Source organism: Oxynema mangrovii CENA135, assembly GCF_016632315.1.
Lineage (GTDB): Bacteria > Cyanobacteriota > Cyanobacteriia > Cyanobacteriales > Laspinemataceae > Oxynema > Oxynema aestuarii.
The window spans coordinates 227,011-250,712 of sequence record NZ_JAEOXH010000002.1 but is presented as its reverse complement, the minus strand read 5'-3'; the positions used below and the strand labels follow the sequence as shown (position 1 = coordinate 250,712).

10 protein-coding genes and 1 pseudogene are annotated in these 23,702 nt (G+C 53.4%); 3 read left to right on the top strand and 8 right to left on the bottom strand.

Annotation, left to right across the window (positions count from 1 at the left end):
- Window positions 1–105 precede the first annotated feature (105 nt).
- From JJD41_RS14895 to JJD41_RS14885, 3 genes are all read right to left on the bottom strand, one after another.
- Window positions 106–576 carry a DNA phosphorothioation-associated protein 4 gene (locus JJD41_RS14895; RefSeq protein WP_200669210.1) on the bottom strand — a complete coding sequence of 157 codons (471 nt, stop codon included), beginning with the start codon at window positions 574–576 and terminating at the stop codon, window positions 106–108.
- Between the two features lie 146 nt (window positions 577–722).
- Window positions 723–1,661 (bottom strand): hypothetical protein, encoded by a 939-nt coding sequence (locus tag JJD41_RS14890; protein WP_200667804.1) that lies wholly within the window; start codon window positions 1,659–1,661, stop codon window positions 723–725.
- 183 nt (window positions 1,662–1,844) lie between these two features.
- On the bottom strand, window positions 1,845–2,507 hold the full coding sequence (locus JJD41_RS14885) for a hypothetical protein (RefSeq protein ID WP_200667802.1): 663 nt from the start codon (window positions 2,505–2,507) through the stop codon (window positions 1,845–1,847).
- A gap of 146 nt (window positions 2,508–2,653) precedes the next feature.
- Here JJD41_RS14885 and JJD41_RS14880 point away from each other — a divergent pair, with 146 nt between their 5' ends.
- Window positions 2,654–4,345 (top strand): alpha/beta hydrolase, encoded by a 1,692-nt coding sequence (locus JJD41_RS14880; protein ID WP_200667800.1) that lies wholly within the window; start codon window positions 2,654–2,656, stop codon window positions 4,343–4,345.
- On the opposite strand, the gene JJD41_RS14875 is transcribed toward JJD41_RS14880, so the two are convergent.
- Entirely contained in the window at window positions 4,304–5,797 is a 1,494-nt protein-coding gene (locus tag JJD41_RS14875) for a site-2 protease family protein (RefSeq protein ID WP_200667798.1), read from the bottom strand. The two genes, JJD41_RS14880 and JJD41_RS14875, sit on opposite strands and share 42 nt — an antisense overlap.
- A gap of 68 nt (window positions 5,798–5,865) precedes the next feature.
- Here JJD41_RS14875 and JJD41_RS14870 point away from each other — a divergent pair.
- Window positions 5,866–6,690 (top strand): annotated as a pseudogene (locus tag JJD41_RS14870) (RNA-guided endonuclease TnpB family protein).
- Between the two features lie 69 nt (window positions 6,691–6,759).
- Here JJD41_RS14870 and murQ read toward each other — a convergent pair.
- Window positions 6,760–7,704 (bottom strand): N-acetylmuramic acid 6-phosphate etherase, encoded by a 945-nt coding sequence (murQ, locus tag JJD41_RS14865; RefSeq protein WP_200667796.1) that lies wholly within the window; start codon window positions 7,702–7,704, stop codon window positions 6,760–6,762.
- A gap of 170 nt (window positions 7,705–7,874) precedes the next feature.
- Window positions 7,875–8,255, bottom strand: coding sequence for a DUF3110 domain-containing protein (locus tag JJD41_RS14860; RefSeq protein WP_168571433.1), 381 nt, complete (start codon window positions 8,253–8,255; stop codon window positions 7,875–7,877).
- A 229-nt stretch (window positions 8,256–8,484) separates the two neighbouring features.
- Here JJD41_RS14860 and JJD41_RS14855 point away from each other — a divergent pair, with 229 nt between their 5' ends.
- Window positions 8,485–14,694, top strand: coding sequence for a translocation/assembly module TamB domain-containing protein (locus JJD41_RS14855; RefSeq protein WP_200667785.1), 6,210 nt, complete (start codon window positions 8,485–8,487; stop codon window positions 14,692–14,694).
- A 175-nt stretch (window positions 14,695–14,869) separates the two neighbouring features.
- Here the strand turns inward: JJD41_RS14855 and JJD41_RS14850 are convergent, their stop codons facing one another.
- Together JJD41_RS14850 and JJD41_RS14845 are read right to left on the bottom strand one after the other, a co-directional pair.
- Window positions 14,870–19,270: a DUF4347 domain-containing protein gene (locus JJD41_RS14850; RefSeq protein WP_200667775.1), complete on the bottom strand. Its 4,401-nt coding sequence runs from the start codon at window positions 19,268–19,270 to the stop codon at window positions 14,870–14,872.
- 248 nt (window positions 19,271–19,518) lie between these two features.
- A complete protein-coding gene (locus JJD41_RS14845; protein WP_234488842.1) occupies window positions 19,519–23,397 on the bottom strand; it encodes a CHAT domain-containing protein in 3,879 nt (1,292 codons plus the stop codon).
- Window positions 23,398–23,702: the final 305 nt, after the last annotated feature.

Genomic DNA, 23,702 nt, shown 5'->3' with positions numbered 1-23,702 from the left:
GATCGGTCACCGCGCCAATTGAGTGAGGTTAGACCAAGCTCTAGTTGCACGAAAATGACCGATAAAAGCCTTGTAAAAATCTACAATTTATTCCTTGAGATCGAGCTACAAAAATCGACTTAAATCGAACTCTTTTTGTCCGTGTTCGTCTTCCTTAAAACGTTCTCCAATCAACAACAACCCTAACTTGTCGGAATAATCGATCGCCCCGCGCAGTTCTTCACGCAAGATCTCCAAACCTCCATTGGCGTATTCCTCGAAAATCTGACCGCGTTGAGCTTCCGCATTCGGATCCGTGGGTGAAATAATATTGGGGTCGCCCAGTTCGACGATCGCCAGTAACTTGAAGAGAAAATCATAGCCACGGGAAACGAAAATTTCCGTCGGAATGGGGGAGGGTTCGCGCTTCGCTGCTTGCTGTACCGGGATGCGTTGGCGTCGCTTGGCGCCTAACGCCGCCGCAAAAGCTAACACGTCAGCATAAGTGGAAAAAGGCCCCTCTTTATTGTCGTCGTCGGTGAGGGCTTTGACTAATTCGGCTTTATCTTTCGCCACTTTAACGCGATAGGAACCCATGAGGATCGAAATCGGGCTGAACCGAAGGGCAGATGCAATAATAATATATTTACCATATTTGCCGTAATTGAGCATAAAGAGCATAAAATAGAGCGATCGCCAAAACAAGCGATCGCTCCGATATTGTAACTCTCCTCTAAATCGACCTAACTCGATATGCGATACACCGCCACATCATCGACAATAAACTCCGTAGCCCACTGGCCGTCATTGCTACCGAGAGAGAAGAAGACGTAATCTAAATCCTGGAATTCCAGTCCGTAAGCTTTATATGTCGCTACCGCACTTTGCGACCCCGCCCGATACGCGAGAATATCGCTCGCTTTGAGGTCGTCTACTCCCGGACTGGCATAATAACTAATCGATCCGTCCTCATTAAATGCCATTCCTAGGGTCCACCAACCCCCGCGCGTGTGGCGGCGATCGCTCGCAAAGGCATCTTCCCCTTTTTCATTGGCTCGAACCACAAACTGATAGGATTGTTCCCCGGCTTTATTGTTAAACCAAATCCAAATTCCCGGCCAATAATTCTCGCTTTTGCCATTTTTTTCGCCCGTCGCACCGACGCGAAAACCGATGTGATAGCCTTGGCGATTTTCCCATTCACTTAATGGCGGTACGTAAATCCGGGTGACGACACTAACCCCCTTACCCTTTGCTAAATTCACACTCTGATTTCCCGGACGCAGCAACAAGTCATCTTGCTGTAATGTTCCTCGGGTTACATTGGGCGTCCCGCAGTCTTTAGTCGCCAATCTCAACGCATATTGACTGCCCGGTAAACCGCCAGAAGGGGTGGGAACTTGTTCGACAATATCCGGTTGTCCGCGTACTTGCCCTTCATGCCATTTATTATTCGTGGACTGACCGAAGGGAGCATTTTTGGCGGGAATTTCGTTGACCCAGCCCGAACCGGGATTGTGGTAGCGATTGTAAACTTTGGGGGCGTTATAGGTGTAACTCCAGTTACGGTCCTCAAAATTGTCACTAAATGAATCTACACGGGTACCCGTTCCTGGCGGTAAATTAACGCTGCTGGCAGGAACAAAGGCGATTAAGGCCAGAAAATTTGCGATCCAATTCATAAGATTTTGGGGGAGAAAGTAGGGCGGGCATTTTGACTGGTTCGGTTCACCTTTAACTGTCAGACGATCGCCCCCAATGTTAATCGTTAATTATTTGAGAATTAAGGAGACGATCGCTCGGTTTTCAGGAAAGTTCGGGAAATTAGCAATCGGAAAAATGGCTGTAAGATCGCCGATCGCCCGTCAATTACAATAATCTTGATAGCCCTCGATATAACCCATAATAATATCTACGGCTTCAGGGCGCATGTCGGTCTCGAAGGGATACTTTTTGAGAGCGGTATCGACCCCTTGATAAACGCCGCACCAGCGTTCGACACGATCCATTTCTTCCTGGGCGCGCACGAGACTTCTAACCAGAAAAATTGAGAGAGATTTCGGGTCTTTATCGATCGCCGCTTCCACCAGATTTAAAGCGTCGGTTTGCATCACTTCGCCTTCACCGCCGATCGCTTTCATGGTGAAATAATCGTCCATTGCCAATAAATAACCGAGGGCAAAGGTTTCCTCCGCCGTCAAATCGGCGATCGCCAATTCCGAAGCGGGGCGATCGTGTTGTTCGGCGACATATTGCAAATACTGACGGGCGTTGTAGGTCGTTTCAAATTGCCAGCCGAGGGCATTGACGATCGCCGCTCGCACGTCGTGAGAAACATCCGGGTCGCTCAACGCCGCCATCACGCGATCGTCGAGTTGGGCTTCCGACGCATGACGGACAATTTCCACGTCGTCATAAGCTTCCCAAAAACGGGTACTGGTCAGGGGACTGTCGGCGCGGGCGACTGGGGCGACGATCGCGATCGAAGCGACGGCGGCGATCGCCGGAAAATAAGGATTAAACTGCATACAGAAAGATAGACAACAGCACGATTAACTTTATTCTGGCACGAGGCTAGCCGTCGGGAGTGGGGACTCGCAAGAGAAAGCGTCAGAATCGTCCCTCTAGCGTTTGAACTCTTCCCTGAATCTACAATCTAAAATCTACAATCCAAATGCATCTCCAGCGCCTTAGTGTATTTTTCAGTATCTTGTTACTGACTCTCGGACTGGTCGGGTCATTTGTATTGAATCCGATCGCCGAAATAGACTCGGAAGCGTTGAGTATTTCCCGGGATTCCCAGGGTCAGTTAATCGGTCGCTTATACGTTCCGAAAAACACGCCGCCACCCTATCCCGTGGCGGTCTTGATGCACGGGGTTAACGCCTACAAGCAAATGATGGCGCCGTTGGGGGTGGAACTGGCGCGGGGGGGAATGGCGGCGATCGCCCTCGATTTTGGCGGGTCTGGGGAGTCTTATCGGATCGAGGAGGAGAAGGTCGAAGAAACGGAGGATCGGCAACTGGCGGACGCCGGGGCGGTGGTGGATTACCTGCGCGATCGCCGAGATCGGTTCGATCGCGATCGCATTGCGGTGGTGGGACACTCTCTCGGGGGCAGGATTGCCCTCAAATTGGGCAAATACGATCCTGAAATTGCCGCGACGGTGGTTTTGGGAATGGGAGGAGAGGCGACGCCAACGATGCCGAAAAACTTATTTTTAGGGGTGGGATTGTACGAACAACTCAATCCGCCGTCGGAGGCGATCGCCCTGTTGCAACAAGCAGCGCCGCAGAATTATGCGGTTTGTATCAATTCCGAGCATATTTGCGGGAATTTCGAGCAGGGAACCGCCCGGGCGTTGCAAATTTCGCCGAGTACGGACCATATCGGCGAACCGTTCGATCCTTATTTAATCCGAGGGGTTACACAGTGGTTGCAGCAGGCGTTCGGTGTGTCGCAACCGTTGAGATTTCCGAAAGCGCCGCCCTTGATTGTCTGTTTTTTGGCGATATTTGGCGGTGGAGTGGCTTTGGGAACCCACCTATTTTGGCGGACGGGGTTACCCGTGCGATTGCCGGAAATTCGGGAGATTTATCGTTATTGCGTCTCTTGGCTGCTGGGGTTGGCGATCGCCCTACAGTGGGGGTTGGCATTATTAGACGTGGCGCCGAGGTCGGGGGCGGCGAATATGGTGGGGTTCAGCTACATGCTGTTACTGACGAGCAATTACGCGATCGCCCGCAATCGCCCGATCGCCCGTTGTTTCGGGGTTCCTTTGCTCTATCTGGGACTGCTGGCGATCGCCTTTATCGCCCCGGCGCTGATGAATGGCTTACCCCAAGCGTTCGCCGATCCCGATTATCTGCTCGCTTTACCCCTATTTTTAATCCAGTGGCCGTTATTCTGGCTTTACAACGGCTTGCTGAAGCTGAAACTCTTGTTTTTTCCGATTTACAGCTTCGGTTTGCAACCGAGTTGGCTATTGGTTCTGCTCGTCACGATCGAGTTATTGTGGCCGGGAATAACCTTGACAAAATTTGAAAAATGTGCGTCGTTGGCGATCGCTTTAATGCGGCGTCCCTTGACCTTTACGGGGATGGGACGCTGGAACCGCCGCCAGGGGGCGATCGTCTTGGGGTTGTCCGTGGTGTTGATGCTGGCGGTGTACTGGCGGCTCTCCGATGGGTTGCTGGCGATCGCGGCAGGTCAACTGTATGTGACCCTGTATTTGGTGGGACAGATGCTGTTTTTGCCCCTATCGATCCTGGCGATCGCGGTGCGATCGCGCCCGTTCCAACGCTTAGAAGGGCGGATCGCCGCCCTAACCGCCGATGCCCAAACGTCCGGCCAAACCGGGGGTTAAGGGTAACAAGGTGGCGATCGTCAAGAACAAAGCGAGCAGGGCTAAAGCCGCCCGGGCGTCGTCCGGTTCGGTGATGTCGTTCAAACTGGGACGTTCTAAACCGCGTTGCAAGAAAAAGATCAGCACGGCCCAATAGAGGGCGAGGGGATTGGCAAACGAGGCGATCGCCAGAAAAATTAAGGTGGCGATCGTCGTGCGTCCCGCCATTCTACGACCGTAGACCGCTTGAATGATGCGCCCGCCGTCCAACTGACCCGCAGGTAAGAGGTTAATCGCGGTAATCACCAACCCCAGCCAACCGATGACGGCGAGGGGATGAACGGCGACGAGTTGCTGTTCCAATTGGGAACCGAGGACGACTTTCGCCAACGTCCCGACTAAAATCGAGCCTTTGAAAAACTCCGAGGGGACTTGAAATAAACTGCCTTCCCCGGACAGGCTAAAACCGATTAAGAGCATGGCGAGAGAGACCAAACCTCCCGCCGCCGGTCCGGCAAAAGCCACGTCAAATAAGACGCTGCGGTTCGGTAACAGGGACTCGAACCGATCGATCGCCCCAAACGAGCCAATTTGCCATGTAGGGATTAAAAACGGCCAACTGAGGCGCACGTCGTGGCGTTTGGCCCAGACCCGGTGACCGATTTCGTGGGCGAGGAGGACGCCCCAAATTCCGGCGGCGAGGGGCAGCACTTCCCCGAGGCGATCGAGATGGCTATATAAATCGAAGCCGAGGAATAAACCGCCCGTCTCGCAACTGGTTAAAATCGTCGCCACCAGTAAAATTCCGGCGAGGGCTTTTTGTCCGGTACTCAGGGGTTGGGGGTCGTTTTCCTGGGGCAGGACGATGACTACGGGCTTGTCTTCCGGATCGCAGACCAGGAACAGGCGGTAGCGATCGCCGAGACGGTCGTGGAGGCTTTTGGAGAGGCGCTGGCGCGATTCTTCCGGGTCGCCGCGCAAATTGCCTCTAAAAATGGCCCCTTGTTGGTAGGGAATGGTTTCGGTCGAGAAAAAGGTGTCGATTCCGAAGATTCCTTGAATTTTTTGCAGGTCTTCTTGAGGGATGGGAACGAATTCCGGTGGGGCGATCGTGGAATCGCCGCCCTCTTTCGGGGCTTCCCCATTTTCGGCGACGTCTTGCTGTTGCAGGCGTTGCGCGGCCCGCTCTCGCAACAGGGTTTCCTGTCCTTCGGCGCGTAACTTTTTGCCGAGGAAGATATAAACGGCAGCCGATCCGATCACGAGGAAAAGAATCCCGACCAGATTGAGGTAAATCCCCGCCGCAAATAGCCCGAAAAAGAGCAGCCACGGGGCCATGAGCACGACGGACTGCAGCCACGCCAAAATCCCCAATTTTCCGAAGGATCGGGCGCGATAATATCCCCATCCCAAGACTCCCAAGGCGAGGAAGACGATCGCGATCGTCGCCACGTTTTCTGTTGCAATATTCATCAAAACTCCTGGGTCTGAAACCCCGCCCTTCTAGGGCGGCTTTACATTGTACGCGCTATAACGGGAGCATGACTCAAAAGGCGTTCCGATATCGTTTCTATCCAACCCCGGAGCAAGAAAATTTGCTTCGCAGAACGTTGGGTTGTACCCGTCTTGTCTATAACCGAGCTTTGACCGCAAGGACTGAAGGTTGGCATCAAAGGCAAGAACGAATCGGGTACAAAGAAACATCGGCCATGCTCGCCGAATGGAAAAAAGAAGACGAGCTTAGCTTTCTGAACGAAGTGAGCTGCGTCCCCTTGCAACAAGGCTTGCGACACCTCCAAACAGCGTTTTCTCATTTTTGCGCAGGTCGGGATCGAGCGCAAAAGGCGCTGTCTCGAAAGATAAAGGGTTCCAATAATCGGTACAAAGCAAGGCTCAAAGTCGCTAAGTTGCAAGCCGAAATTGCCGATTCCCGCAAAGACTTTCTTCACAAGCTGACGACTCAACTGGTGCGCGACAACCAAACGATCGCCATTGAGGAGTTGGTGGTGAAGAACATGGTGAAAAACCGCAACTTGGCTCAATCCATTTCGGATGCCAGTTGGGGTGAATGGGTCAGGCAGCTTACTTACAAGAGCGAGTGGTACGGTCGGGAATTGGTCAAGATTGACCGTTGGTTTCCGTCTTCCAAGCGCTGCTCCAACTGTGGGCAGGTCGTCGAACGACTGCCTTTGAATGTTCGGGAATGGGAATGTACTCAATGTGGGCATGAACATGACCGGGATGTCAATGCTGCTATCAATGTTTTGGCCGCCGGGCAGGCGGTGTAAGTCTGGGTCGCGACCGTAAGACCTGAAGAGAGTAAATCTCACAGGGCTGGTGCTACGAAGCAGAAACTCAGCTCGTGAGGTCTGGGAATCTCCGTGCCTTTAGGCCGGAGAGGATGTCAAGCTGTCGTTGTAATCGTGCAGACGATTTTAATGCGACGGTTTACTATTATCGGACGTTTGAGAGTCGCGATCGCGGTAACTGTCGATCGCCGATCGCAGTTGACCGTGATGTTCGGCGAGGAGGGTTTCGCTGCTGTCGCGATCGAGTCCGGTCCAGTGCATCAATAAAGCCAATTTGACCGATCGCCCGCTCTTTTCGAGCAAATAGCCCGCCTCATCGCGATTTAATCCGGTCAGGTCGCGCAGAATGCGCAAGGCGCGATCGTGTAACTTGCTGTTGGTCACGGCAACATCGACCATGCGATTGCCGTAAACCTTACCCAGCTTCACCATCATTCCCGTCGAAATAATATTTAAGGCCATTTTGGTGACCGTTCCCGCTTTTAAGCGCGTCGAACCCGCCAAAATCTCCGGTCCGACAATCAGCCGAATGTCGATATCGACTTCTACGGGAACTTGCGAGACGGGCACGCAGGCGATCAGGGCCGTGGTTGCCCCCCGCCGCCGCGCCGCTTGGATCGCCCCTTGCACGTAAGGGGTCGTCCCCCCTGCGGTAATGCCGATCAGCATATCCAACTCGGTGACGTGACGGCGGGCGATCTCCTGTTCGCCATCTTCGGCCCGGTCTTCGAGGTCTTCCGAACTGCGGATTAACGCCCCGGCGCCTCCGGCAATAATGCCCTGAACCAGTTCGGGAGGGGTGCAGAAGGTGGGCGGACATTCCGCCGCGTCTAACACGCCCAAACGACCACTGGTTCCGGCGCCGATATAAAATAAGCGACCGCCGCGCCCTAACGCTTGGGCCGCGCGATCGATCGCCTGGGCCAGGGATTCGCGCGCCCCGGCGATCGCGTCTAGGGTTTTTTGGTCTTCTCGATTGAATAAATCGACCAATTCTAGGGAACTGAGGCGATCGAGATTCGCACTCGAAGGATTGATTTGTTCGGTCAGTAAATGTCCGCGTTCTTCCATGTTTTGGGGGAGTAAGGAGTAGTGCGGGCATCGGGCCCGCTTGGAATACGGGCATCGGGCCCGCTTTGGGTGGGCGGTTAGATCTCGGAGTTGAGCGGGGCGCCGAGCATTGCGAGCGCTGTTGCTAGGATCCGATCCAGGTTACGCTATCCATCTCAAATCTCAAATCCTCACAACAAGCCTTCTAACTGTCGGCGGATGCGATCGAGATCGTCAGAAGAGATCTCTGTCTCGTCTGTGGCTGGGGTCTGTTGGGGTTGGTCGGCTTTCCAGTCCGTATCCTCGATATTGGTTTCTGGAGGGACGGCTAATTCCCCTTCGGGGATTAACTTGCAATCGTAATCCGCCTCGTTACAAAAGGCTTCCACCTCCTCCGAGTCGATTTCCTCGGCAACCGGGGCGGGAAAGTCTTGTGCTTCTAACATCAAGGCGTAACGGGTGGCGTCGTCTTCCGACTCGAACATCAGAACCGTGTTGCGATCGCCGATCTGCAAGGTATGGATCCCTTCGTTTTCAGTGCGTGGATTGAAGAGTAAAACGTAAACTCGCATAGTTGGAAATCGGTAATTTTTTTTGGGTTTTAGGGTTTCAAGTGATTCGAGGCGATCGCGCCGTCGCTTCTTGGGTGCTTTGTCGGTCTCGTCCCCGTCTCAAGTCTAAAGTCTCCCCTCGCAAGACTCAAGTGATGGTTCTCCCCTTGCATCTCCAATCTAAAATCGAAAACCTACAATCAAAAATGGTACGACCGCCTTCTCCCTTGTTGGAATGAGTCCGTCTCCCATGCCACAGCATCCCCCCGAGTCCCCCGCGCCCGATCGCGAAGCGTCTCCCAAAGAGAATCGCCGCCGATGGCCCAAACGCCTCAAACGCCTTATCCTCATCGTCACGCCGATCGCCGCGATCGCCGGGACGGCGGGTGCTGCATATTTATGGTATTTTGTCAACACCGAATTATCGCCCCTGGTCGGTCGGGAATTGAGCAAACTGTTCGATCGCCCGGTGAACGTCGGTCCGGTGCAACGGGTTTCCCTCACCGGGATTCGCGTCGGCGAAAGTACGATTCCCGCCACCGCGACCGATCCGGATCGGGCGATCGTCCCGGCGGTGGAGGTCGGTTTCGACCCATTACAATTCCTGCTGACGCGCACCCTCAGCCTCGACGTGACCCTCCTCGACCCCCAACTGTACCTCGAACAACGTCGGGACGAAGCCTGGTTAAAAACGACCCTCCACACCGAAGATGACGGCAAAGACAGCGCGATCGAAATCCAACTCGACGCCATCCGCTTTCGCGACGGACAACTCACCCTGCAACCGAACGCCGAAGTCCGCGCCGAACTTCTAGACACCGAACCCAAACCCATCCCTCCCGTCGTCGTCACCCCTCTCGACGGTCAAGCCCTATTCCTCGACAACCAAAAGCGGATCGCCTTTGAAGTTACCGGAACCCCCGCCACCGGAGGCGAACTCGACATCGACGGCGAAGTGCTCGTCGATACCCTCGACATCAAACTCGGTGTTCGCGCCCGAGACCTTTCCGGGCCGAATATCATGCCCCTGATTCCCAATTTACCGATCGCCGTCTTCGCCGGAACCTTGGGCGCCAATCTCACCCTCACCTTACGCGAAACCGAGGTTTTACAATGGCAGGGCATCGCCAGCTTTAACGACATCACCGCCCGACTGGCGACCCTCGAACCCAATTTGACCCAAGCGACCGGACGGCTGCGCTTTTGGGAATTAAAAGTCGCCCTCGAAGACACCCGCGCCTTTTACGGAGAACTGTTCGGAACCGCCGCAGGTACCATCGACACCACCGCCGACTATAACTTAAACATCCAACTGCCCCCGACGACCCTCGAAAAGGTCACGAACACGTTGGATTTAGCAACTCCCGTCCCCGTCGCGGGGGAAATCGCCGGGGACTTTCAAGTCACCGGACCGCTAGAGGCGCCGATTTTCTCGGGAACCGTCGCCAATACCAAAGTTGCTCGAATTGACAAGATCGATTTCGATCGCCTCCGAGGAGAAATCCGCATCGACGCGATCGCCGGACAGATGGTTTTAGAATCATTTATTGGCGAACCTGTCGCCGGAGGGCGCATCACCGGAAGCGGCGCCATCCCCCTCGCCCCGGACGAAGGGATGAGCCTCAATTTCACCGCCCGCAACCTTCCCGGCGATGCCTTGGGCGAAGTCTATTCGGGCGGTCCCTTGGACGTGGCGATCGGTCCGATTCAAGGCCGGGCCCGGGTACGCGGAACCCCGGAAAATCCGGTCACGTTCGTCAACTGGGACGCCCGCGAAGGCGACTATCCCGCCTCCGGGGAAATCGTCGTCACCGGGGCAATTTCCAGCTTTCGCAACACCCGCATTCAAGTTCCCGGGGGGGAATTACAGGTCACCGGAAGCGCCAACCAACAGACCCGCCTCTGGCAAGCTTTTGTGACTGCCGACGAGTTGGCCCTCGCCCCGTTATTGCCGCCGGGTTCGCCTTCTGTCGAAGGGGCGATCGCCGCTAACGTGCAGTTGTCGGGAACCTTGGATAGTTTCGAGTTAGGGGAGATCGACGCCGAAGGGGGCGGTTTCCTCAGTTTGGGCGATCGCGGGACCGTCGCCGCCACCGGAAGCTTGCAAAACGGTCGCTGGACCGCCCAAATTGCCACCTCGGATCTCTCCCTCAACCCCTTCGTTCCAGATTTAGCCGTTCCCGTGGGGTTGCCGAGTGCGGAAATCGACCTCGCGGGTCGGATCGACTCGTTCGATCCGGCGCAATTGGCTGCGTCGGGTACCGCCACCGTTCGGATTGCCGGAGGAACTCTACAGACCGAGGGACAAGTCGATCGCGGCAACTTCCAACTGGCGATCGCCGCTTCCGAGATTCCCGTGGATCGCCTCGCCGAGGACCTCCCGGTTCCCATTCGCTTAAACGCTGGCAAGTTAAGGGTTTCCGGCAATTTGGCCGATCTGAATTTGGGGGCGATCGCCGCGCGCACTGAATTTGACGCGATCGTTGCCGGGGCGCCGATTCGCGGCAACGGACAACTCGATCGCGGCGACTTCCAACTCGCCCTCGATACCGCTAACTTGCAACTCAATCCCTTCGCCCCCGCTTTACCCGTCCCGGTGGAACTCGTCGAGGGAGAATTGACCGTGTTCGGCAATGTCAACCGCCTCGATCCGGCGCAAGTGCGCGCCACGACCCGGGTCGCCCTCGATGTCGCCGAGACCCGGATCGCGGGGACGGGTCAGTTAAATCGCGGGGATTTTGAACTGTCGTTGCGCGGCGATCGCCTCTCCCTGAATCGCTTTTCTCCAGACTTACCCGTCCCGGTGGAAGTGAGAGACGCCGAGTTAACCGTTCTGGGCAATCTCGCCGATCTCGACCCCAACCAGATCGCCGCCTCCGGATCGGCCCGGGTCGATCTCGCCGGGGGCGAACTGCTGGCGAATGGCACGGTGAAAGCAGGTGGGTTTCAAGGGGCGATCGCCGCCTCCGGCCTCGATTTAACCGCCCTCGCCCCGGATCTGCCCGTTCCGGTCACTTTGGTGGGCGGTCGCGCCGAAGTGGCGGGGCGACTCGACGATCTCGACCCGCAAAATATAGACGGCACCGCAACGGTGGCGTTAGCGGTGGCCGGGGGGCGGGTCAAAGGTGAGGGCAGTTTACAACAAGGACAGTGGCAAGGGGCGATCGCGGCGGACGGTCTCAATTTGAACGCTTTTGCGCCCCAACTCACCGAATCTCTGGAATTATCGACGGGAACGGTGAATTTATCCGGTTCTTTGGCCTCGTTCTCCCTCGCCGATCTTCGGGCGGATGGAAACCTCAGCGCCGCATTGAGCGCCCCGGTGGGGACGGATTCGCCTTTATCTCCCTTTGCCACCAGTGTTTCTCCGTTTCGCACGTCGTTTCGATGGACGGGCGAGGTTTTGCAAATTCGCGAAGCGATCGCCCCGGGCTTGAGCGCCAATGGCTCGATATTCGTGGATGTCGCGGGGGTGGATTTTCCGCAAATAAGCGGATTTGACTTTAACTTGCAATTAAATCGGTTTAATTTAGACGGCTTGCCGATTCCCGGGGGCAATCCCCTCGCCCTGATGAGTCCACCCGGGGAACCCGTTCCGCCGTTGGTGGCGGGGTCGGTGGAGTTTGTGGGGCGTTTGCGCGGGGAGGCTACGCCGACGGAAGCTTCGCCGTTACCGAATGTACCCTTTGCCCTTTCCCTAATGGGAGAGATGCAGTTGCACGATTTTGCCCTGGCGACCCTGCAATTTGAACCCCTGTTATCCGGTCCGGTGGCGGTGGATACCCGAGAAGGGGTAAATGTGAGTTTGAAGGGGGAAAATGACGAAATTGCGGTGAGTTTGAATCGGCAATTTCTGCCCGAGTCGTTCTCGTTGAGACAGGGTGAGATCGTGGCGCGCGGTCGCTTGCAGGGGGACGAGTTTGCGGCTGTAGCCCGTAATTTTCCGTTGGCGTTGCTCAATTTAGCCCCGGCCCCGGATTTGGGCTTCGATCGCGTCGCCGGGTCGTTGAGTGGTAGCGTCCGCTTCAATTTGGCGACGTCGCGGGGGTTGGCGGATTTGGAAATTACCGATCCGGCGATCGGGTATATCACGTTGAAGCGGTTCGCGGGACGGATTTATTACGAGGATGGCATTGTCGCCCTCGATGAGGGGTCTCTCGCCCTCGGGGAAAGTTTGTATCGCATGGAAGGACGGTTGGCGATCGCCGACAATCCCCAATTTCAAGGCAAAATCGCGATCGATCGCGGACGCATCCAAGATTTACTCGAAGCGTTGAAGTTATTCGAGATCGACGATTTCTTACGCGCCGGAAACCCCCCCGAATATGCGGATGCACGGGCGATCGTCGCCCAAGCGGTAGGGTTGCCCCAGGCATCTTTAGAAAATCAGTTGCGGCGCTTTTCTGAAATTACCGCCCTGGTACGACAGAACGCCATTTTACGCCAAGCCCCCGGCATTCCGGAGTTGGCGGACGTGCGCGGCGAAGTGACCGGAGCGTTGGCATTTAACGGTTCTTTGGAAGCGGGACTACAGATGAGTTTCGACCTGGAGGCGCGACAGGTCGAGTGGCGTCCCCAACGTCCCTATCAAGAAGTGGTGGGCGATCGCGTGGTTTTACAGGAAAATCGGATTATCAATATCGATCGCGCCCTACTGCGGGGAACGTTAAACAACGAAGTTCTCACGTTAAATCCCCTCCGCATCGAAGCGGAAGATACATTAGTCTCCTTCGTCGGCACCGTCGGCGGTCAAAAGCAGTCCGGCAGGTTGGAAGTGAGCAATTTATCGGTGGCGGACTTGCGAAACTTTGCCGAACTTCCCCCGGGAATCGCCCTGACCGGATTGCTCAATTTAAAAGCCAACTTGGCGGGGAGTTTGGAAAATCCCCAAGCACGCGGCGAACTGAGTTTTCTGGAAGGAACGATCAATCGCGAGTCGATTCCGGGGGTTCGCGGCGGCTTCAGTTATGCCAATTCCCGACTCACATTTAGTAGTTTCGAGCCGTCGGCAGTACAAATTACTGGCAGCGTCCCGATTCCTCCCTCTCCGGGAAATGACGCCATTCGCCTCGATGTGGATATCGAAAATCGCGGCTTGACTTTAGTCAATTTGCTCTCGGCGAACCAAGTCGAATGGGTTGACGGTACGGGAAAAGTGCAGTTTGAAGCACGGGGTCGCTTGAATGCAGAACGCGGGGCGATCGAAGAATTGGTCGCCCGAGGAACCGCTACCATCGAAAATGCCACGATTAACGCCCAAGCGTTGCCCGAACCCCTCACGAACGTCACCGGAACGGCCCGCTTTGAAACCGATCGCATCATCGTCGAAGGGGTACAAGGGGAATTTAGTGAGGGTCAGGTGGTCGCCTCCGGCGTCTTACCGATTTTTCTGCCCCTGGAACCGGAGGATAAAGACCGCCAAAATCCTTTGACCGTGGGACTCGATCGCCTCGCGGTCAATCTCAAAGGTTTGTATCGCGGCGGCGTCGATGGGGGCTTGTTAGTCGGCGGAACGGCCCTGGCCCCGGAAATTAGCGGCGAGTTGCGCTTGGCGGATGGGGTGGTGTTATTGCCGACTGAAGAAACGCAAACGGCGCCGCCGCCTCCCGCCGAAGGGGACATTTCCGAAGCGTTCCCCGGTCCGGAATACAAGAATTTACGGGTGATTTTGGGTCCGAATTTAGAAATTGCCAGTCCGCCGTTATTGAGTTTTGCCGCCGTCGGCGACTTGACGATTAATGGCTTTTTGGACGATTTGCGCCCCCGGGGAACGATTCGCCTCGAACGCGGTCAGGTGAATTTATTTGCGACTCAGTTTAGATTGGTTCGCAGTTACGAGAATATTGCGGTATTTCAGGGCAATTTAGATCCGTTTTTGGACGTGCGTTTGTTGGCCACGGTTCGCGAAGTCAATCGCGCTAATATTACTTCCGATCCCAATTCTTCGGAAATTAATGAGGCGATCGATACTAATATTTTAGGGTCGGTACGCACCATCCGCGTGCAGGCTCAAGTGACGGGAGACGCCAGTCAACTCGACCGCAATTTACAATTAACCAGTTCGCCCAGTCGGACGGAACAGGAAATCGTCGCCCTCATTGGCGGTGGATTTATCAATACGTTGGGTCAAGGAGATACGACTTTGGCTTTGGCGAATTTAGCGGGAGGTGCGTTATTGAGCGGTTTTCAAAATACGATCGCCAATGCTTTACGCTTGAGTGAGTTTCGTTTATCTCCAGCCATTGTTAAGTCAGGCAGTTCGGATCAATTGGCCCTGGAAGCGGAAGCGGGACTCGATATTACTCGCAAGTTTTCGGTTTCGATCCAGCGTATTTTATTAGATAAGCAACCGACTCAATTAAATTTACGTTATCGCGTCAACGATCGCATCATGTTACGAGGTTCGACAGATTTTGACGAGGACAATCGTGCTTTAGTCGAGTACGAATTTCGCTTTTAATCGTTTGGCTTCAATCGAAAATTAGCTCATCTATCGCGATCGTATATAGCCTTCCTCAATCAGTCGAGTCAGGACGATCCACCTTAAATCCTTGGAAGTGGGAGCATCTTGCTCCCTAGTTCGGTTACAAATCATTTAGGATGGCTATATAGAGTCAGTTTCAAATCAAAGAGTTTCAAATAAAAGAGTCGGCGGTTAACTGTTCTGCGGCGACTCCTGCAACGATCGCCAAATATTCTTGAGTGACGGTATCGCGAACGATCGCACTGCCCGCACGATCGCCCGTTCCTGCCATAATCGTCAGGCGATCGAAGGGGAAGTTATCGATTAAATCGATGCGGTCTTCTGCTACGGTAAAATCAGTAATTAAATTCGTCGTTTCTAAACTCATTCCCCCGGTTCCCAAGCCGATCGCAAAGGCATCGTAACCGCTTCCTCCCGTCAAGGTATCTACTCCTGCATCGGCGAATAAATGGTCATTTCCTCCATCGCCGACGAGCAAATCGTTGCCGTCGCCGCCGTGAAGGCGATCGCCATGTTCGCCACCGTAAATGACATCATCGCCGCCCCCTCCTTCGATAAAATCGGTTCCCAATTCTCCCCAGAGTAAATCGTCGCCGTCGCCGCCATCAATTCCGTCATTTCCTGACTGACCGTAGAGCAGATCGCGACCCGATCGCCCGAAGAGCAAATCGTTACCGGGTCGGGCGTGAACGAGGTCGTCGGCGTCCGACCCCCAGAAGCGATCGTCTTTCTCACTCAATCCCGTCGCCGAGGCGGACATCAGATCTAACACTTTGCCGGGGCGGTCGGTATCGCTGACTTCGACGATCGCCGCCGGGACGGACAACCCATTGTAATTCGGATCGGAACTGGCGACGGTATGGGCGATCGCGCTACTGTGCGCGCCTTCGATCGCGTCGTCTTCAACCGCCGTCACTTCAATGGTTTGCGGTATATTCCAATTGTCCGGCGTAAAGACAACTGTGGGGCGATCGATCGTCGTTTGTCCGTCCGTGGCGATCGAGATCGTCACTTCAGCCGTGGGGCGATCGCGCAAGACGAGTTTGTAGCGATCGCTGCCAAAGCCTTCGAGAACCGACGTATTGCCCACGGGTTGGACGATCTCGACACCCGGATTGCCCGGGGGCGCGGGTTCTGGGGCGGGCGCCACTTCGTTATCGATAATTTCCACCCACAAACTTGACGTTTCCAGACCGTTATACTTCAGATCGTCACTTTCAACGGAGTGGGCGATCGCGCCGCTATGCACCCCTTCGAGTTGGGCATCGTCGATCGCCCGCACGGTAACGGTTTGGGGAATATTCCAATTGCGCGAATTGAAGGTCAACGGGGCGATCGCCTCTAGCTGGGAACCGACTGTCGGCACGATCCTCACTTCCCCTTGCGGGACGGTCGTCAAGTTGAGGCTATACGTAGTATTTTTACCGTCTTCCGAAACCTGCAAGCTTTCCTCACTCGGGGTCAGGACAACCCCCGGGCTGTCATTATCCGTAATTTCTGCCCCGACCGCCGCAATGCCCAAGCCGTCATAGTTGGGGTCGGCGCTACTGCTGGAATGGGCGATCGTGCTGAGGTGCAGTCCTTCGGCGATCGCGTCGTCGATGGCTTCCACGCTGACGGATTGTGCCACATTCCAGTTATCCGGGGTGAATGTGAGTGAGTTGGCGGAAACCGTGGTTTGGTTGTCGGGGGCGATCGCGATCGTCACTTCGGCGGTCGGTTGGGCGGTCAAAACCACTTCGTAGCGATCGCCGCTTTCCCCTTCGATAAGGTTGGTATTGCCCCCGATTTGGGCAATGGAAACCCCCGCACTGTCATTGTCGATCGCGTCTACTACGACGCTATCCGTGGCGAGTCCGTCGTAATGGGGATCGGCACTGGCGATCGAGTGTGAGATCGTTAACATCTGGTTGCCTTGGGCGATCGCATCGTCGATCGCCGTAACATCGATCGCCTGGGGAAGATTCCAATTCTCGGGGGTAAAAACGAGCTGGGATGTGGTATTCAGCCGGGAGTCGGCAATAACATTCACCGTTGTTTCTGCGGTGGGTCGTGCGGTGAGAACGACTTGATAGGCATCGCCGGAACCCCCTTCGGCGACCGTCGTATTGCCCCCGGATTGCATCACCGAAAGTCCCGCGCTATCGTTATCGGTAATGTGAGCGGTCACTTCGCCGACGACGAAGCCGTTATAATTGCGATCGCTGCTGCCGACGGTATGGGCGATCGCGCTGGTATGGTTTCCCTCGATCTCGCCATCGTCGATCGCCCGCACGGTAACGGTTTGGGGCGTATTCCAGTGACTCGGCGTAAAGGTCATCGGCGCGATCGCCTCGATCTGCTCATCCGTGGTGAAGTTAACCGTCACCTCTGCGATCGGCTGACTCGTGAGAACGAGAGTATAGGTATCGGTGACGCCGCCTTCCGTAATCGCCGTACTATTTCCCGGCGGGGCGATCGCGATCCCGGGACTTTCATCGTCGGTAATCGTCAATTCCGCCGCGTCGTCAGGGCCGATGATATAAGCGCCGCCAGGGGCGAGGGTCAAGGCGACGGTTTCCGCCGGATCGATCTCAAAATCGTCGAGAATATTAAGTGCGATCGTTCCCCTGTCCGACCCCACGGGAATCGAAACCGTTCCGCTTAAGGGTTGATAGTCGGCGCCTGGGGTCGCGCTTCCGGCGATCGTATAGTTGACGGCGATCGGATTTGGGGTGCTGTTAGTCTCGTCGAGCACAACGGTAAAACTGCCGTTGACCGAGGGTTCGCTGGGGTGATTTTCCGCAGCGATATTGACTTCAAATAAGCGCGCAACGGTATAGTAGCCGTCGGCGATCGTGGTGCCATCAATCCCCGAAAATACCGCGCGATCGCCGTCTTCCAGAGTCGTCGTTGTTGCTACAACTTCAAATTCGCCGCTTTCTCCAGAACGGTATAAGAGAGCGTATGTTCCCAGTTCGGCAGCTCCCGACAGTCCGGATTCCGAGCGATCGAATTTGAGAGAGATTTCGCCACCATTATTATTGCTGTCGGTGCGATCGAGATACCAAATGCGCTGCCAGCGATCGATCGCCCCATTGGGTAAATCTGCACTCACTTCGCTGTTGGCGTCGGGGCGATCGTGTCCGAACAGCAAATAATCACCGTTATCCTGTAAAAATCCACTATTTTCAAGAATAAACCCCGCCGATTGGCTACTTTCTTGAGTTCCCGACGCACTGCGACCAATTCCGGCCACATCTTCGTCATAGTCGCCATTTTCTGGTGTATCTCCGAGATAAACATCTCCCGCACTTAGGGGCGTGTCGTATTTGGCACTTAAGTAATTCTCGACGATCTCCCGTTGAGCTTCATTGAGGCTTTCACTATAGAGAATAATCTCGGAAATATCACCCTTAAAAAAGTCATTTGCCGTTCCTTCCGTTCTCCCAGCTCCTACACGCAGGGGTTGAGTTGTGTTGGCTACATAAGCAGAACTATTGCTTCCTTCAATTGTTCCATTAATAAATAGTTGATGGACTTGGCTGTCACTATTATAATGACCGGAAACGAGGGTAAAATTATTCTCGACAACCGGGGAAGAACTACTGATTTCATTCCAGACAATCGGCAAGACGCCACGCCCAGTTTCGAGCAACCAGCGATCGTTATCTTCCGCATATAGAGAATAGCCACCGTTTGCCAAAGGAAGTAATGGAAACTCGCTGCGACTGGAAATAATCGACCGCCGCGAACCGCTATCTCCTGTTGCCTGACCGATAAAAAATAAGGTAAACTTTTCAGGGTTGAGCGCCGCCAAAAAAGCGGTTTCTAAATAATCGTTATTTCCGTCAAAACTAATCGTCCCGCGATTATTTTTAAATCCGAGATTATAGATAGGTTGCCGTCCCGTTATCCCTTGAGTTAACCCTACTCCATTCCCAGATTGGTCTTGCCAACTGCTGACTTTTCCGCCCGTTTCTGTGACTCCTGCATCGGCTTTCAGCCACAGTTCTAAACTCGAACTACCATCTCCCGTCCCGACCCCACCGGGCCCGTTGCCCAAAATGCCCGGATAGGCTTGCAAGGTGGCGCGATCGAAGACCGAAGTGAGATCGGGCTGACCGAAGTACTCTTGTAATTGCCAGTCTCCACCGCGAGAAGCGTTCCCAGTCGGCGTGGTGGAAGCGGCGATCGCGGCACCGGACGTTTCTCCTAAAGTGCGAACAAAGTGACGACCGAATTCTCCGAGGCCGACCCGACAACCATATAAGAGGAGGGAAAGGCGAGATCCCCTCAATTGCTGCAATATAGGGGCGTAGCGGGCGATCGCTGCAATGTCGAGGGTCGTGTTGCCGAGGGTCACCCCCCCCGGTTGACCGTGAGAAATGAGGTGAACTCTCGACAGCCAAGGACGGGCGAGGATGGTACGGATAAGCTGTTCGACCCCATCGCTTCCCGGGTTCAAGGCGATCGCCTCGACGCTTAAAGGTTTACCTCTCAATAAGTAGTGGTAATCTTTAACTTCGGGGTCAATTAAAATCAGGTCGCTGCAACGATCGCAAAGTTTCATCAGTAGAATCTCTAGAAATATATTTTTGTAAAGCTGTCGATCTCCTTTCTGAATTTGCCCTAATTGATTTTATCAATTTTACCCTTAATTAGGTTTATCCAAAAAAAATCTAAATCCTCCAACTGTAAAACTACCTAGATAACCCCGCAATTTTATAGACTCTAAAGCATGGATGAAAGTTTCCTAAATGATGTAAAAATCATGTAAAAAACTAAAATCATTATAAATTCACGTTAACCCAGAAAAGTTTACCAAGGACTGCCGACTAAAGTAAATGCCGACCAATAGTAAGGATGACTTAAATCGGGATCTGTGCTGTGCTGGAGTTCCGGCGGTAAGTCCACCTCAAAGTTACCACCATCCGCAATTAAATGGTTGTTTTCAATTTTCAATTCACCGCGAATAGCGGCAATTTGAGCCTTACGTAAAGCATCGACTTTAATAGGATTTCGACGTAATTGAGCGTAGAATTCCGTCATCAACGCTAAGGTCCCGCGATCGCTGACGTACCACAAACTACCCAATGCGCTTTTCACCCCAGCTTGTACCGCCAATCCGGCGAATCCTAATTCAGCTTGGCGATCGCCCAACGCGGTCTCACAAGCACTTAAAACTAATAAATTCACCGGGGGATCGTTCCAACCGAATTGGCGGATGCGCTCGATCGCCAATTTTCCATCCCAAAATTGAATAAAAGACTGTTCTGGTTGACCGGAACTGAAAGAAACGTGGGTAGCTAAATGAACGATCTCAAAGCTTCCTGTTTCTCGTTGCTGTTGTAGATTACTTGGGGTAAATTCGTTATTTAAAAATACTTTGCCCGACCAAATTTTTTGTAAATTTGCCACTTCTAAAGGAACTCCGGGTAAAGGAATTAATTCTTCAAAATAAGAGGCTCCCATTGCCAAAATACTTGCATCTTTTAAGTCGTGGTAACGTGTGTCTGTAAGGTTGATACTGGGAACTAAAGCTACACCGTATTTTTCGACAAGAAAGCGATCTCCATCGTGCAAGGCAGCCAGAGGAATCGATCGCAATCCTTCATCCATTGAAAAGACTAAGGTTTCGATTCCCAAACGATTTAAATCATTTTCTAAGGGACGAACGATCCAATCGTAGAGTTGTTGCGAATCTTGTAAGTAGCGGTCGAGATGTAAACTTTTTGGATCTGTAATTTGATTACGAAATTGATTGACAACTTTTTCAAGGCTGGCGCGATCCGCAGATCGAATGACTTTGTGAATGGGAAAACCCCGGGGAGGAACTAAAATTAGATCGAGTCGATCTTCGCGAGAAAAGGTGTAAATAATCGCAGGCTGAGTTCCGATTTCTCCAGAAATTTTGCTAATTTTTTGCTGAACCGCAGTAAATGAATTAAGATTGCGAGGGACTTCTCGATTGAGATAGCCTCCGAGTTCTTCACTAAAGAAAACATCGAGAAATAGAGTGGCTTGAGGAAGATCCCCTTCATCAATTAAGCGACCGATTTCTGGAGAACTGACAGTTTTTAAAGTGAAGGAATTTTGTTCGGGTAACGGCCCGCGATCGTGATTTTCGCTCCCTAAAAATGTACCCAAATTCACCCGATTTCCTATTTGGTTCAAGACGTTGCCGATCGAAAGTTCTGGCAATCGCACTTCTGTCGATTCCGGAGTCACAATCGGAGAATCTGGACGGTTGGGAGCGATCGCCTCTCCACCGCGATCGCCGGAATTGGGCGGTTGTTCGTTGCCGATTTCGCCGCCATCGTCGGTGATTCCAGGGGATTGAGGGGCGATCGCGGGCGGTTGGATCGGTTGTGCGAGTGTCGGTGTCGGCTTTCTCTCACTGTTATCCGGAGATTCATCGATCGCGGGGGTCAACGTTGGCGGTTGGGGATTATTGGGCGGTTGGGGATTATTGGGCGGTTGGGGAGGACTGACAGCTTCGCCATTGGTAGAATTGACCCCAGGACTGGGACTTTCAGGTTCCCTGGGAATTGGTTCTATAGTTGGGGATGAGATCGGTTCGCTAGGTTGGACGCTAGGTTCGCTAGGTTCGCTAGGTTGGGCGCTAGGTTCGCTAGGTTGGACGCTAGGTTCGCTAGGTCGATCTGCAGTCGTTTCAATGGTTAAATTCCCTTGATTATATACTTCTGGAGGGACGGGGATTGCAAATTGAGGTGAGAGAGTTTGCGATCCCGTCGTGATTGCGGCTGTAGTGCCGTTAGTGCTGGAATCTCCGACAATAAAGGGTGTCGTCGTACTCCCTGCATGGCGAATGAAAATCTCACCGCCACCGCCATTATTGTCCGCACTTGAAATACTGGCTTCAATGCCGTTGGGGGCGCTAAAACTGTTATTGACCCGTAGAAAATTCCCGGTGACGATCGCGATCGAACCGCCTGCAGAGTCGATCCTTCCTGTAGCGACGATCGTATCACCCGCCGACAGATCGATCGCGCCGCCTCCACTGGCGATCGAGTCGAAAATAATTTGACCGGGACTATCGAGAATGACCGGACCATCTGCAGTGGCGATCGTCCCTACAGAAATATTTTGGTTGAGTCCGGGAACGGCTGTAAAAACCGTCCCTTCCTGCATTTGGAGGGGGGGAACATTCGCGGGATTCTCCAAGTTAGCGACCCCCGATCGCAGAATCAAACTGGGACGACTTCGCAAAATCTCCACGTCCGGATCGTCGGAGTCGGACAAACTCAAATCCGGGCGGTCGATCGTAATATTGCCCCCCGAGATCGAGCCTCGCGCTTCTACTTTGAGTGAGGCGCCTTGGTAGTCACCAAAACTCACACTTCCCTCGGACGTAATAATCGGATCGTATATACTCAAGAAATTGGCCGCTTCCCCGTTGAGTTGAGCGATCGCGAAGTTCCCGCCAGTCTCGAAGTGAGCGTCACCGGAAACCAGACCGTCACTGAGTAAGGTGATATCTCCGTCCGCTTGGAAGGTCGCCGCCGAACCGGGGAGGGGCTCAAAGGCGAGGATGTCGATCGCCCGATCGCCCCTTAAAGTGAGATCGTTCCCCGCGATCGCGCCAAATCCGGCGCTTCCTGCTCGAATCGCCAGAATCCCCTCGGCGTGAAGGTTGAGATCCCCTGTGGATTGAAGGCGAGCGCCTTCGATCTTGAGATTTTGTGAGCTAAATAAGCTCACTTCTCCGGCCTCTATTTGGGCGCGATCGCCGATCGCTCCATTCCCCGGGAGGATCGTCAAACCCGACCCGATCAGTGTCGGTTCTCCCGCCGCATTGAGAGCGATCGCCGTTGCATGACCGATAGGATTTCCTGTCAGTAATTCGGGCAAATCCAAAGGTTTTAAATCAATAGGAAACGAGTTAAATGCAGTGTTTTCTATCTCTAAATTGAGCAAGTAACCGGGTTGTGAAAGACGTACAAATGGCTTACCCGCGATCGCCGCAACGGCGACCTTCCCTTCCGGGGCGCGTAAATTGCCCGCGATCGCGATCGTTCCCGCCACTAAGAGTAAAGATTGCCCGGATCGAACGTTCAAATCCCCGAGACTGACCAAATTTCCCGATGAATTTGGATCGAAATAAAAGCCGCGCGGTTCGGATACTAAATCGGTATAGTTATTATGGCCAAATACATGAAATGTTCCGCGATCGAAACCGATTCCCGTTGCAGTCGTCGCCGCAAAAGAACCCGGCAAGTCTAAGGTGGCATTTCGACCGAAAATAATACCCGATGGATTCATTAAAAATAAATTGGCATCACTTCCACTGACTCTCAGTTGTCCGTCAATAAAAGAAGGTTGACCACCAGTAACACGCCCGAAAATGTTTCTAATTTCGGGTTGAGACATAAAATTAGCAATTTGACCCGTCTGCAATCCAAATTCTTGAAAACTATGGAATAGATTTTGACCGTCGCCAGAGGTTTTACCCCCTTGAATTTGCAGTTGATTCTCTTGTTCGATAATCGTCGTTTCGGTGCGATCTTCCGCCGGAATAATTTCTTGAGATCGCCCTGCCATTGTTCGATCTAAAGCGATCTCGAAGAATAAAAATGCAATAATAGTTTGACTGGAAAGATAGAGAATTGGTGGAATAATTTTAAGGGGGTGGCGATCGCCTCTCCTAAGCATTTTTGCCGATTTTTGTGATTTCATAGTTTTAATAACGTGCAAACACGGGCTGTAATTTCCAGAAGATTTGAAGTAGGAACGCCTTTCAAAATAAAATAATAAAATAACAATAGAAGCGATCCGACATTACGGAAATTTTTAGAGCGATCGCCCAGTCCCTGCAAGAGCTACTTGAGTATTTATAACTATAGTTAGTCGCGAAAATACGGCAATTTATTTTTGTGTGTACGGGTCAAACTAAATATCTTAACCCGAACGAGCGATCGGCAATTTTTGGACGGACAACAACAACATAAACGTTGTTAATTCTAACGTCAAGGTCGATATCT